Source organism: Enterovibrio litoreus (assembly GCF_045679545.1).
Lineage (GTDB): Bacteria > Pseudomonadota > Gammaproteobacteria > Enterobacterales > Vibrionaceae > Enterovibrio.
In genome coordinates this window covers 1,389,595-1,402,025 of the sequence record NZ_CP166195.1, presented here as the reverse complement: position 1 = coordinate 1,402,025, position 12,431 = coordinate 1,389,595, and the positions used below count along the sequence as shown (strand labels likewise).

Annotated in this window: 13 protein-coding genes; 1 reads left to right on the top strand and 12 read right to left on the bottom strand. The window is 46.9% G+C overall.

Going from position 1 to position 12,431, the window contains the following annotated elements; all coding sequences use genetic code 11:
- Window positions 1–18 precede the first annotated feature (18 nt).
- Entirely contained in the window at window positions 19–924 is a 906-nt protein-coding gene (locus tag AB8599_RS21660) for a LysR family transcriptional regulator (protein WP_407333800.1), read from the bottom strand.
- A 310-nt stretch (window positions 925–1,234) separates the two neighbouring features.
- Between AB8599_RS21660 and AB8599_RS21655 the strand changes: the two genes are divergently transcribed.
- Window positions 1,235–2,869 carry a DUF2813 domain-containing protein gene (locus AB8599_RS21655; RefSeq protein WP_407333799.1) on the top strand — a complete coding sequence of 545 codons (1,635 nt, stop codon included), beginning with the start codon at window positions 1,235–1,237 and terminating at the stop codon, window positions 2,867–2,869.
- Between the two features lie 89 nt (window positions 2,870–2,958).
- Here the strand turns inward: AB8599_RS21655 and AB8599_RS21650 are convergent, their stop codons facing one another.
- From AB8599_RS21650 to AB8599_RS21600, 11 genes are read right to left on the bottom strand one after another with little or no spacing between them, the layout of a single operon-like run.
- Window positions 2,959–3,483, bottom strand: coding sequence for a DUF3833 domain-containing protein (locus AB8599_RS21650; protein ID WP_407333798.1), 525 nt, complete (start codon window positions 3,481–3,483; stop codon window positions 2,959–2,961).
- A gap of 2 nt (window positions 3,484–3,485) precedes the next feature.
- Window positions 3,486–4,142 carry a hypothetical protein gene (locus AB8599_RS21645; RefSeq protein WP_407333797.1) on the bottom strand — a complete coding sequence of 219 codons (657 nt, stop codon included), beginning with the start codon at window positions 4,140–4,142 and terminating at the stop codon, window positions 3,486–3,488.
- Complete coding sequence (locus AB8599_RS21640; RefSeq protein WP_407333796.1) at window positions 4,106–4,624, bottom strand: DUF2878 domain-containing protein; 519 nt, start codon at window positions 4,622–4,624, stop codon at window positions 4,106–4,108. The genes AB8599_RS21645 and AB8599_RS21640 overlap by 37 nt, the downstream gene beginning before the upstream one ends.
- A gap of 47 nt (window positions 4,625–4,671) precedes the next feature.
- On the bottom strand, window positions 4,672–5,910 hold the full coding sequence (locus AB8599_RS21635; protein WP_407333795.1) for a class I SAM-dependent methyltransferase: 1,239 nt from the start codon (window positions 5,908–5,910) through the stop codon (window positions 4,672–4,674).
- 2 nt (window positions 5,911–5,912) lie between these two features.
- Window positions 5,913–6,650 (bottom strand): DUF1365 domain-containing protein, encoded by a 738-nt coding sequence (locus AB8599_RS21630; protein WP_407333794.1) that lies wholly within the window; start codon window positions 6,648–6,650, stop codon window positions 5,913–5,915.
- Entirely contained in the window at window positions 6,647–7,933 is a 1,287-nt protein-coding gene (locus AB8599_RS21625; protein ID WP_407333793.1) for an NAD(P)/FAD-dependent oxidoreductase, read from the bottom strand. The genes AB8599_RS21630 and AB8599_RS21625 overlap by 4 nt, the downstream gene beginning before the upstream one ends.
- A complete protein-coding gene (locus tag AB8599_RS21620; RefSeq protein ID WP_407333792.1) occupies window positions 7,930–8,661 on the bottom strand; it encodes an SDR family NAD(P)-dependent oxidoreductase in 732 nt (243 codons plus the stop codon). Before AB8599_RS21620 ends, AB8599_RS21625 begins: the two co-directional genes overlap by 4 nt.
- Window positions 8,658–9,107, bottom strand: coding sequence for a nuclear transport factor 2 family protein (locus AB8599_RS21615; RefSeq protein WP_407333791.1), 450 nt, complete (start codon window positions 9,105–9,107; stop codon window positions 8,658–8,660). Before AB8599_RS21615 ends, AB8599_RS21620 begins: the two co-directional genes overlap by 4 nt.
- Complete coding sequence (gene phrB, locus AB8599_RS21610; protein WP_407333790.1) at window positions 9,104–10,555, bottom strand: deoxyribodipyrimidine photo-lyase; 1,452 nt, start codon at window positions 10,553–10,555, stop codon at window positions 9,104–9,106. Before phrB ends, AB8599_RS21615 begins: the two co-directional genes overlap by 4 nt.
- Window positions 10,552–11,397 carry a MerR family transcriptional regulator gene (locus AB8599_RS21605; RefSeq protein ID WP_407333789.1) on the bottom strand — a complete coding sequence of 282 codons (846 nt, stop codon included), beginning with the start codon at window positions 11,395–11,397 and terminating at the stop codon, window positions 10,552–10,554. The genes phrB and AB8599_RS21605 overlap by 4 nt, the downstream gene beginning before the upstream one ends.
- Complete coding sequence (locus tag AB8599_RS21600; protein WP_407333788.1) at window positions 11,387–12,346, bottom strand: YbgA family protein; 960 nt, start codon at window positions 12,344–12,346, stop codon at window positions 11,387–11,389. Before AB8599_RS21600 ends, AB8599_RS21605 begins: the two co-directional genes overlap by 11 nt.
- Between the last annotated feature and the right edge of the window lie 85 nt (window positions 12,347–12,431).

Genomic DNA, 12,431 nt, shown 5'->3' with positions numbered 1-12,431 from the left:
TCAATTCTCACTAAGAGTCTAATCTACGTTTTCTTGAACTACAGGTTGAATCATTTTTAGTACTTTCGGCAGATGCCTGACCAACCAGCCTTTCGCATTTCCCATTCGATTTCTCTTCCATGCCATTACCCAATGAAGCTGGTAGATCTCACTCCCTTCAATGACTTTTAAGCGGCCTTCCTCAATGTCTTTTTCTATCCACGATAAAGGCATAGTGCCAATACCATAGCCATCAAGAATCGCGTGATACTTCTCTGTCATAGAACTCACCGTCAATCTTGGCTGCTCATCTAAAATATTGAAGGTGAAAGTCTTAGCACTCCTTGCGGTATCCGCCACAGAAATACTGCGATATAAACGTCGCGTTTCAGGGTCATACGGGTTTTTGTGCTTATGGATAGGGTGATCAGAGGCTGCTATCCAGTAGCCTTCAGAATAGCCCAGCTCTTTCACCTTAACCCCTAACGGGATGGTGGGTGGTTTAGGGCTAATAAGGATGTCAGCACGATCTTCATGTAATGCTTCCCACGCCCCAGCGAGTATTTCTTCTTGAAGCCGCACACGTGTATTGGATTCATGCCCCAGTTGCTCCACCAGCGGAAAGAATTGTCGAGCGGTTAACAAACCATCAAACGCAATGGTGATATCTAGCTCCCAACCGTGGGCAAGGGATTTGGCATCTGCCACCATTTCATCTGCAGCATTGATCAGTATGCGGCCTCGCTCTAACAACAGTTTCCCTGCATCAGTAAACACGGCTTTATGTCCAGAACGATCAAAGATCACCAAATCCAATTCTTGTTCTAGTTTTTGAACCTGATAACTCAAGGATGATGGCGCACGATTGAGCGAATCAGCGGCAGCAGCAAAACTTCCTTTACGGTCAATAGCATCTAAAACCTGCAATGCTTCGAAAGATAACATAAGGGTACTCGTTCCTTTTATAGAGTCAGTGTCAGTGGCAAACAGTGATTCATCTTGCTCTTAGAATAACAACGAAAACACAATCAATACTCGACTAGATTTATTGCAGATAAGCTCCTTGCAGCCATAAGTACATGACCTAACTTCTTTCACTACGTATTCGTCTTAACATAGCGTGTCAATATTGATCGTCTCTCAATCTTGCACAATCCACTGAAAGAGAACAGAAATTTTTCGCTGATCCGCAAAATCGTGATGAATACATCGCCACTGTGTCCTCATCTGTCTTACGCTTAGGAATGAGGTGGCTATGAAGTTAGATCGTATTGAAATATCAGGTTTTCGCGGTATTCGACGCCTTTCGCTCAGTCTTGACAAGGTAACGGTACTTATTGGCGAAAATGCATGGGGCAAAAGCTCCTTGCTGGATGCACTATCGCTCAGTTTGCCCTCCTCGGGTGAAACCTACGAATTCGAGCGAACAGATTTCCATATTGACCATACCCTAGGCAACGCGCAAACCAACCAAATCCAGATCATCCTACGCTGGTCTGAAAGCTTCTCTGGTGAACATCGCGCCCGGCGTTATCGCCAATTCAGTCAGGTGTGGAACAAAACAAACGAAGAAGGCCTTCGACAGCTCGATTTCCATATCAACGCCCTGCATGACGACGGGAAAATAACCGTCACGCGAGATTTTCTAGACGAATGCGGCAATGTCATTGAACTGGAAAACCAAGAACATCTCGCTAAACAGCTCGCGCTGCTTCACCCCATTATCCGAATGCAGGACGCCCGCCGTTTACGCGATGTCGAACTCGCGGTGAATGGCAACAAAACGCGACTTGAGAAGCGGCTAGAAAACACCGTTAAGCGATTGCAGCAAATGCCTGGTCACGTTAACAAGGGTGAAGTGCGCAGCGGCATTAAAGCGATGCGAACTTTGCTAGACCACTACTTCGCTTTCGATAGCCATAATCGCTCCCCATTCAACATTGAGCCTGCTCGTCACCTCAACATGCGAACTAACTATATCCACCCACTAGAGCTTGTTGCTCGTAACACGTCCAATCAAAGTCGTTTGCTACTCATGGGATTACTCAGCACCTTTGTCCGCGCTCGCGGGCCAAAACAACTCAAGCCGAATGCGCGACCCATTGTGATATTTGAAGATCCAGAAAGTCGGTTGCACCCTACTTTACTCAATCAAGCATGGCGTCTCATTGCATTAATGCCGATGCAGAAAATCATAACAACTAACAGCGGTGATTTACTGTCAGCCGTGCCTTTGACAAGTATTCGGCGTTTGGAGCGTGGTTCCGCACATACAGAAACATTCCAAGTCCCTAAAGGATGTTTGAGCAAAGACGAAGAGCGTAGGGTCTCTTTTCATGTTCGCTTTCATCGCCCCAGCGCGCTGTTTGCCCGCTGCTGGCTTTTGGTAGAAGGTGAAACCGAGATATGGCTATTCAGTGAGTTGGCTCGTATCCAAGGTTACGATTTGTCGGCTGAAGGGGTTCAGCTGATTGAATTTGCGCAAAGTGGCCTTAAACCCCTAATAAAACTCGCCACCATATTGGGCATTGAATGGCACTTAATTGCCGATGGCGATATGGCCGGACAAAAGTATGCCTATGCCGCACGAAAAATGCTCAAAGGCGACCAAGAGAGTCACCGATTAACCATGTTACCTGATCGCGACATTGAGCATTACCTATTCCATCATGGCTACGAGCCCTTGTTTAGAGAGATGGCGAACATTGATGAGGCGACACACCATATATCGCCGAAGAAAATCATCACAAAGGCGCTGAAAAAGTATGCAAAACCAGATGCAGCCCTCGCTATCATTGCTTACACCGAGCAGCATCATGACGATGATATTCCTCTGCTATTACGTCGGATACTGCAACGCGTGATCGGCATGGCGAGAGGTGCAGGCTGACCACTGGCACTGGAAGACGGATAGAAGAACCAAAAAAGCAGGACTAATCCTGCTTTTTCGTTGTGAAACCTATCAACAAAACCTAAAACTTAGTCCTGCTTTTCAAAAAATATCGAAAGTCGCCCTACTTCTACACCAAATTTCTTCATTGATGTCAGGTTAAATGCCCTTTTCTCATCTTGGCGGAATAGCCAATCATCGAGTGTCAGTACATAGGTGCTGTCGCCCACTTCCACGCTAAGATCATACACCCAGTTGAGTGCATTCCCTTCTTCACGCCCAGAGGCCATGCCAACCACATCACCCGCAGCCCCTTGATACGTGCCATCCTCTAACCGAGTAATGCTCCAAATACGCTTTTGGATCTCACCATCATCAAACAAAAAGTCTTCATCAAGGGTGATCACGTTGCCTTCAACCGTGCCTTTGATATCCACATCAAATCGGCGCGTTTGCTTACCGGTGTAGTCTTGCACCATACCCCATGCTTTTACGTCTCCTTCAAAATACTCAAAGAGATTAAAAGTCGGGGTGGTATTTTTGTAATCGTCAATTGAACTTGAGCAGCCGACGAGAGCCAGTAAAAATGCTCCTATAATGGCAAGTTTTCTCACACTTATTTTCCTCCAATGAGAGCTAAACGAAGCGACGGGTAAGCGGTTTTTGGTGAGAGCCATATATCAGCAAACGCTGTAGCCAAAGGCATATTGGTCAACGCTGCATAAGCGGTGAGCTGACCTTGTTTAGGTTGGTAAAAGAAAGCCCCATCTTTTCTGTCCAACACATAAATCAGTCGATCCCCTTCTTTGACATCCGGCCAAGCATTTTTCATCTGAGGCTTCCAGCTCGCTATGATGTCGGCACTGAACCCTAAATGCTCCCATTGCTCAACGGTTGCATCGAGGAGATCATCCGCATCAATGTCTCGGTCGTAGGTTATCACCAGGGCTAAAGGCAACGGGGAATCGGCGTTGTATACACCGCTTGGGGTGCGCAATTCGCTGTCGTAAATTTTCCAAAACCCCCACGTGAGTGATGCCGATCCAACAGGCTTCCACCACATCCACTGGTCTTTTGTTTCTGACAGTTTTTCCGAAGATTCTTGCGATAAGGCATTCGTCACGGCTCCCGCAACAGGCGCAGCGACGCTGACAGGCTGACCAGTGCTAGCACCAGTGAAGGCAAAAGACGACAACGATGTCAGCAATGCCACAGCGCCAGCGAAGCGTTGAATCGTCATTTTTTTACTGAAACCGAACGCGTAGGTAGCCATGCTCCCCCCTTAGACTGAAAGTACTTCAACAATGCCAGAAACACCACGCTGTACATTGCCCAACCCACCGCTAACACGGCAGCCGTGACCCAATAGGGCTGTCCAAATGACACAGCGCCTAAACGTTCACCGCCGAGATAACTCATTGCGCCACCGAAAGCACCAGCCACAATCAGTAAGCCAATGTTCTTTTCCAATACCCAATCTTTGATCAGCCATAGATACGCACCAAAACCTGCCCACAGTAAACAAAGCCACAATGGCAAGAAGGGCGTGTTGAACATCAATATTTGGTTAGACATCAATACTGCGTCGCCCGAGATGCCGATCAATGCAAACAGAGGAATGGCAATGATCACGCCACGGTCGATAAACATCGATGCAATCAAAGCCAACACAAGGAGGGGAAGAAAGCTGTTTTGCCCTACGACAGCAGCGAACCAATACAGGTTGAATGCCAGTGAAATCAGAATAATTCGCATACTTTCTACCTCGTCCCGCCCCGTGTTGTTGAATTAACTTTGTTGAACTAATCTCGCCAGTCAGGACGGCTCAATACAAGCTGTACCGTACTGATGGTGCGCTCACGAAAACCACCTTCGCAATAACAGAAGTAGTAACGCCAAAGCCGAGAGAAACGCTCGTCATAGCCAAGTTCTGCAAGCTCGGCCTGCTTGTCGTTAAATCTCTCGTGCCAATCCTGCAGCGTGCGTGCGTAATCCAAGCCAATGTCTTTTAGATCACGCGCGACCAAATCGCTCTCACGGGTAAAGTGATCGAGAAGTACATTGACGGACGGAAGAAAGCCACCGGGGAAAATATGCTTCTGGATAAAATCCACATTGCTGCTGTAGTAGTCATAGCGTTGATCAGCAATGGTAATGGCCTGAATCGCCATCAAGCCATTCGGCTTTAACAAGGACTGACACTTTTTGATATACGTCGTCAGGTAGGCTTTCCCCACCGCTTCAATCATCTCAATGGACACCAGTTTGTCGTACTGCCCTTCGAGGTCACGATAATCTTCTTTAAGCAGCGTGATTTGATCAGATAACCCTTCCTGCTCAACACGACTCTTTGCCCATTCGTATTGCTCATTAGAGATCGTCGTCGTCGTCACTTTACATCCGTAATGCTTAGCAGCATGAATGGCCATGCCACCCCAACCCGTGCCGATTTCGACAAGATGATCGCTTGGCTGCAACCTGAGCTCACGACACAGTCTGTCCATTTTTTCAAACTGCGCACTTTCCAGCGTATCTGAATCGTTTTCATAGATAGCAGCGGAATAGAGCATCTCTTTATCAAGGAAGCGTTCGTATAGATCGTTACCAAGGTCGTAATGCGCGGAAATGTTATTGCGAGAATTTTCTTTCGTGTTTCTGTTTTTCCAATGGCCAAACTTTTGCGCAATATTCGCTATCCAGCCCACTTTGCTCTCTAGACGATCTAGTGCAGGCAAGTTACGGCACACGGCACGAATCACATTGGTGAGATCTGGAGAGTCCCACCAGCCATCAACATAAGCCTCAGAGGCTGCAATGCTTCCGCCGCTCAACACACGACGGTAAAATCCTGGGTGGCGCACTATGATCTCTGCATGCAGCTCAGCATTCATGTCGCCAAGCTGCTGTGTTTGCCCATCATAATCAACCAATGTCAGGGCCACGCCTTCTATGTGCCCAAACGTGGACAAAAGCATACTGCGGGCGAACGTGTCTTTTTTCGTTACAGGCCACGTTGTCGATTCGATTTCGCTGGAATACATAGTCACTCCTTTGCTTGCGCGGGATGGGTATATAATGGCGTGCCTTTGATCCATAGCTTTAAAGCTTGCCAATAGATTGAGGCGACAACTTTTACCGTCATCACGGGCGTTTTCACGATAAGTTTGGCAAGCTCTGAGGAAGAAAAAGGCTTCTTCGACATCGCGAGCGTGGCGTCAAATTCGCGGTCATCTCGATGCGTTTCGAGATGAATAAACGCGACTTTATTAATCGGACGCAGTTTCCAAACATATTTCTGTTCAATAGGGTTAAAGGGAGAAACGTGGAATGCCTTATCATTCTCCCAATGTTTACCGGCAGGAATCGCATAGTAATGGCGCTGATTCCAAGGTGTGTTGCTGACTTCCGCCAGCATGTAACACCAGTTGCCGTCTTCGTCGTACAAGTAATAGAAATTGACGGGACTGAAATACAATCCGAAATAACGTAAGTGGCACAAGGCCAATACTTTTCCGGTATACCTACTACCCGTCAGTGCGAACACTTTGTCCTGCACCGCTTTTTGTGTGTCTGTTCGCCCTTCCATATAGTCAGGACGATGGAAGCTCGCGACCCCCCATTTCTTTAGGGAAAAGCCTCTCACTGTCTGAGACAGTTCTTCAATTTCATCCAAATCAATCAAAGGCATGAACATAGGATACGTAAACCCATGTTTTACCGGCGTGAATCGACGGTGGCGAACACTGCCCACATACAAGCCACTGAGTGATTCGGGACTCATGAAGCGCTCCGCAGCGGAATCGGCATCGCGTGGATACCCTTCACTACATCCAATGCACTTCGCACGCCGTCTTCATGGAAGCCGTTGTACCAGTAAGCACCACAGAACCAGCTCAAGTTGTCGCCCGAAATAAGCTCACGTTGCTTCTGAGCATCAATGCATTTTTGGTCAAACACGGGATGGGCATAAACGAATTTGCGCAAGATCTTTGAAGGGTCAATATGGTCCGACTGGTTCAAGGTCACGCAGAAGGTTTCTGGCGCATCAATACCTTGCAAAATGTTCATGTTATAGCTCAGAGCTGCTGGTCGCTCTTCTCGACCTGTGCTTTCACCAAGGTGATAGTTCCAACTCGCCCACGCCGCTTTTCGACGCGGTAACACACTGATATCAGTATGAAGAACCACATCATTGTCTTGATAATCAATACTGCCTAAGACAGCCTGCTCGTCTTTGGTCGGGTTATTCAACAGGGCCAAGGCTTGATCACTGTGGCATGCAAAAATCACCTGATCAAAGGTGTAATCGCCATCTTCAGTGACGACCACGACATGGTTCGAGTAGCGTTCAACATGTTTGATGCCAGCATTGAGTTTGATACGATCTTCAAAAGCAGGAACCATCTTACGTACGTATTCACGTGAGCCACCTGGAATCACATACCACTGCGGGCGATTTGTGACGTCCAGCAGTCCGTGGTTTTGGAAGAAACGGAGAAAGAACTTCAACGGGAATGCGCGCATGTCAGACAAGGTCGATGACCAAATCGCTGCGCCCATTGGTAATATATAGTTTTGGCAAAAATATTCGCTGAATTGGCGACGTGACAGAAAATCACCCAGCGTTTGCTCAATCAAGGGATCGCCATGCGTGGCAATGGTATATGCCTCGCGCGCTTCTTTGTTGAATCGCAGGATTTCTGAAATGAATTTATAGAACTTTGGATTCAGCAGATTTCGCTTTTGAGCGAACAAAGAACCTACACTGTGGCCATTATACTCAAGGCCATTGTCTTCATTGCGCACGCTAAAGCTCATTTCTGATTCCTGCGCGCCCATGCCTATGTCTGCCATCAGATTTCGGAAGTTTGGATAGGTACGGTCGTTGAAGACGATAAAACCCGTATCAATCGCATATTTGCCGCTGGCAACTTCCACATCAACCGTCGCGGTATGACCGCCTATGTAGTCATTAGCTTCAAATAACGTGATGTCATGCTCTTTGTGCAAATAATGCGCACACGTCAGGCCCGAAATTCCAGAACCTATAATTGCAATTTTCATTGTGCTTTCCTTGTTATTTTTCTTACCAGCGCAAGTTGAAATGCCATTGGCAACGATGCGATTAGCTTGAGGAAATAGGTGAACTTCTTAGGGAAATGAACTTCAGCTTTCTTCTTTTCTAACCCCTGACGAATAGCCAACGACGCCTCTTCAGGTGTGATAAGCATCGGCATCGGGAAATCGTTCTTGTCTGTGAGCGGTGTTTTTACGAAACCAGGTGAAACAAGTGACACTGTCACACCCTTATACTCAAGATCAACCGTCAGAGACTTAGCTAGATAAGCAACCGCGGCCTTAGATGCCCCATAGGCTTCGGCGCGAGGTAAGCCCAAATACGCCGCCGTTGAACCCATTAATGCCAAATGCGTTTGCGCTGAAAAAGTGTCCTGTAATGCTTGAATACAATTAAGAAGACCAAAAAAGTTGATATCAAATACACGCTTGAACAGCGCCACATCGATATGGCCATTGTCTATGTATTCACACGTTCCTGCATTGAGAATGATCAAATCACAAGGGGATTCGATTTTTCCTAAAACTTCTTTAGTTTCAGAATCATTCGTTGCATCAAAGCTCAGTATTGTGACAGTGTCACGACCTTTTGACCAGCTTTTTAGCTGTTCGACATTGCGTCCACACGCCACCACATGCCAGCCATCATCCGCGTAGTCTTTTGCAAGCTGAAATCCAATACCTGACGAGGCACCAGTAATCAATACGCGCTTCATTGCCCTAATCTCTTTTTGATCATTTTCACAGCGGCGCCCAATACAGGCAGCGCTTCATACAGCATTTCACCAAGGTCAAAATAATCTCTGTGTAGCGCAACTCGGCCTTCTTTCAGAATTAACCTTGAACAGCCCTCTACCGATCTCTCTGCACCACCAGAGAGCTTTGGGTGAGACAGGGTCATGGTCCAACTGATGAAAGCAGCATCGCCATTCACTGCGTGTTGGTGAATCTCAAAGCGACAATCTGTCACATTGGTGTACATAGATTCAAAGTAACGCGCCAAGTTGTCATACCCTTCGATACGGTGCGCAGGGTCTTCAAAAACGACATCAGGGCTGTAAATTGTGTTTAACGAGTGCAAATTGTCTTTTCGTAACGACGTATATATCGAAATAAATCGCTCAAGGGTGTGTTGCTGTGGGGTCTCTGCAGTGTGCATCATGATTCGGCCCTTTGGGTATTCTGTTGCGACTTCGCCATTTCAAACATAGAGATGGCAGTCTCTCGTGCGGCCTTATGATCAACAATCGGGCGCGGGTACGCTAAATCAATTCCCTGTTTCTCTGCCCAACGATAAGGCTCATGCAATGCTTCATCAGGAACTGATTCTAATTCTTTCAACCATCTACGAATAAATCGCACGTTAGGATCAAACTTTTTGCTCTGCGCAGTGGGATTAAAAACACGAAAATAAGGTTGGGCATCCGTGCCTACTGATGCAGACCACTGCCAACCACCATTGTTCGCGGCAAAATCCCCATCAATGAGCTTGGACATGAAGTATTTTTCACCCCAGCGCCAGTCGATGTGTAAATCTTTCACGAGGAAACTCGCCACAATCATCCTTAGTCGATTGTGCATCCAGCCTGTTTCGTTCAGCTGGCGCATAGCCGCATCAACGATAGGAAACCCTGTGCGCCCTTGCTTCCAACGTTCAAACTGCAACTCGTCGCCATTCCATGTGATGGAGTCTGTCCAGCTGAGGAAACTTTTCCCTTTACTGAGCTCTGGATACGAAGCCGTAATATGTTGGTAGAACTCGCGCCAAATAAGCTCTGATAACCACACATGCGCACCACCACCGCTTTTGTCGAGGCAGTTTTCGCTTTCGGTAATTAGCCTAGCTAGACACTGACGAGGTGATATCGCGCCGATTGCCAAGTAGGGAGAAAGCTGACTTGTTGCTGGAATAGCCGGAAAATCTCGTGAGGCTTCGTACTGCTCTACACGATAGCGACAGAAATCTCGCATTCGCTGAATAATGGCACTGTCATCGATGGGCCAACCAACAGAATCGTCTTGGGGATAATGAAATTCGATGGTACTTGGTTGCCTTAACAAAGCTTGCACTGTGGCATTAATTTGCACAGGCTGGGGAGTGCCTATTGGTGATACATTCTCACGCTGCAGTCTCGCTAACCAAGCCTTCTTGAACGGTGTGAATACACGATAGATATTACCCGCACCATTGGTGATTGACCCTGGCGAGAAAACGCATTTATAGTCAAAGACATTCAGCTTAGTGCTGGTCAAACTAAGCAAACCTGAAATCGAGTTATCTCGGTTAACTTCATCGAGTTCATGATCACGGATGCAATAAATATCTGCGATTTGATATTGCTGACAAAGCTGTGCCAATGACGGATTAATATCACTAAAAGTATTCACGGTACGAAACAGCAGCGGAATATTGAGCGCCTCCAACTCCTGTTGCAGCACCTGTAGTCGACGTCGGATTAAATCCGCCTGAATAGGTGCCATACCATGAGCTTTCCACTGAATGGGCGTTTCATAGTAGATTGCCATAACAGGCTCACCACTTTTGCACGCTTCAGAAAGTGCAATATTGTCCTTCACTCGAAGGTCTCTTCTGAACCAAACTAGTTTCATTGTTGACGCTCCAGATTTGCATTGACTGATGGTGTTGCTGAGTTCACCAATTCAGGGTGGATCAATCTACACTGTCCCAATAAGTCAGTGTTCAGCTCTGTCTTTGATAACAAGTTTTCGACTTCACGTTTTACGGATGCGGAGAATGACGAGTCAGAATAAATAACAAGCTTCTCTACGTGCTGATCCGTTAGCGCTTTATGGAGAATGCCCAAACCTGAATCTAGCCCTTCAATAATCGTGACGTTGTAACCTTCAGATTGAAGCAACAACGCTTGTAAGTACGCACGGTGTGGTTGGTCACCTTGCATTGCGACTAACCAGCACTGCTTTTTCGAGGGGACTTTTGAGTTGTTATGCAAACGATGCACCAACTCGTGTGCCAACGTGGTATGCCAAAAGCTATCGCACACTTTCATCACATCCGTATTCTGGCTACGAAACCAATCACTTAACGGGTTAATGACGGTCATTTCAAGCGTCGATATTGGGTAGTTTTTCGTTAACTCAGCTAGGCGACTTTTCACCGCTCGGGCATCAAAACGCATCACGGCATCTTTTAGCGCTGCCACTTCCGGCAGATTTTGTACGCTTGCCGCATCAACCACATCACCCTGCCCAAGCAATTGCTTCACTTGGCTAACAGCAACGCCTTTGTCCAGCCAAGACAAGATTTCTTTAATGCGCTGGACATCCTGCTCGCTGTATAAACGATGCCCTTTCGGCGTTCTCTGAGGCTTAAGTAGCCCGTAACGTCTTTGCCAAGCGCGCAGTGTTACAGTGTTCACGCCTGTACGATCTGAAACCTCACCGATCGCCAATAGCGCTTCGTCAGAGGCCATAACGCAACCTCAATGTTTTCGGGTACGGATTCAAATAGCTTTGTTGTAGCAAGTAGTCATCCGGGTGTTGTTGAAGATGGTGATTTATTAGGGTTAAGGGCACAAGCAATGGCATGATGCCTTGGCGGTAGGAGTGGATAAGATCCGACAGCTCTTCCTTTTCTTTTTTATCCAAATCACGCTTGAAATAGCCTTGTAAATGCATAAGCACATTGGTGTTGTTTTTTCGGCTAGCGCGGTTTGCGATGGCCTGCATAAAGCGGGTGCGATATTCGAGGTAAAACTCCTCGATGTCATGGTCGGCAATACCGGCGACAAACTTGCCGAGAGCTTTATAATCCAACGGACTGTGTGCCATAAGCACAAGTTTGTAGCGCGAATGGAATTCAACAATGGCACGGCGAGTAATGCCTTCTGCCATCGAATCGTACAAATCTCTTAAAGCAAAGATTCGGAATACGAAATTTTCACGTAAAACAGGATCATGAAGTCTGCCATCCTCTTCAATCGGCAACCATGGCATTCGTTCCATCAAGTGTTTGGTGTACAAACCAACGCCAATCTTTTCTGCCGACACGTAGCCATTTTCGCGATAAACCTTCACACGCTCCATGCCACAAGTTGGCGATTTTGCACAAACCACATATCCACAAAGATCCATCGTGGCAAGGTGATCGACTTTCTTGCGGCTAAATGCGTCCATTTTCTCGGTGTAATCGACATCGGCGTTTTTGGTTTCAACCAAACGCACTCCAATTTCTTCACCACGATCCAACAACCGAATCGTAGGACGAGGAACTGGCAGGCCGATACCTACTTCAGGACAAACAGGTACAAATTCGATGAACGGTGACAATTCTTCACAAATGAAATGATTGCGCTTATGACCGCTATCGAAACGGACATTGTCTCCAATGACACACGCACTAACACCCAATTTTATGCTCATGGCTTTCTCCCTGTTGTACATTCTTTATTGTTTGTACAACCTAACTATAAGAAAGGATCACAGTTGTACAAATATTTTTTTACGT

What these genes read in the sequence shown, in the direction of transcription:
- AB8599_RS21660 (WP_407333800.1), bottom strand. Translation starts at nt 924, where the DNA reads ATGTTATCTTTCGAAGCATTGCAGGTTTTAGATGCTATTGACCGTAAA.
- AB8599_RS21655 (WP_407333799.1), top strand. Translation starts at nt 1,235, where the DNA reads ATGAAGTTAGATCGTATTGAAATATCAGGTTTTCGCGGTATTCGACGC.
- AB8599_RS21645 (WP_407333797.1), bottom strand. Translation starts at nt 4,142, where the DNA reads ATGGCTACCTACGCGTTCGGTTTCAGTAAAAAAATGACGATTCAACGC.
- AB8599_RS21640 (WP_407333796.1), bottom strand. Translation starts at nt 4,624, where the DNA reads ATGCGAATTATTCTGATTTCACTGGCATTCAACCTGTATTGGTTCGCT.
- AB8599_RS21635 (WP_407333795.1), bottom strand. Translation starts at nt 5,910, where the DNA reads ATGTATTCCAGCGAAATCGAATCGACAACGTGGCCTGTAACGAAAAAA.
- AB8599_RS21630 (WP_407333794.1), bottom strand. Translation starts at nt 6,650, where the DNA reads ATGAGTCCCGAATCACTCAGTGGCTTGTATGTGGGCAGTGTTCGCCAC.
- AB8599_RS21625 (WP_407333793.1), bottom strand. Translation starts at nt 7,933, where the DNA reads ATGAAAATTGCAATTATAGGTTCTGGAATTTCGGGCCTGACGTGTGCG.
- AB8599_RS21620 (WP_407333792.1), bottom strand. Translation starts at nt 8,661, where the DNA reads ATGAAGCGCGTATTGATTACTGGTGCCTCGTCAGGTATTGGATTTCAG.
- AB8599_RS21615 (WP_407333791.1), bottom strand. Translation starts at nt 9,107, where the DNA reads ATGATGCACACTGCAGAGACCCCACAGCAACACACCCTTGAGCGATTT.
- phrB (WP_407333790.1), bottom strand. Translation starts at nt 10,555, where the DNA reads ATGAAACTAGTTTGGTTCAGAAGAGACCTTCGAGTGAAGGACAATATT.
- AB8599_RS21605 (WP_407333789.1), bottom strand. Translation starts at nt 11,397, where the DNA reads ATGGCCTCTGACGAAGCGCTATTGGCGATCGGTGAGGTTTCAGATCGT.
- AB8599_RS21600 (WP_407333788.1), bottom strand. Translation starts at nt 12,346, where the DNA reads ATGAGCATAAAATTGGGTGTTAGTGCGTGTGTCATTGGAGACAATGTC.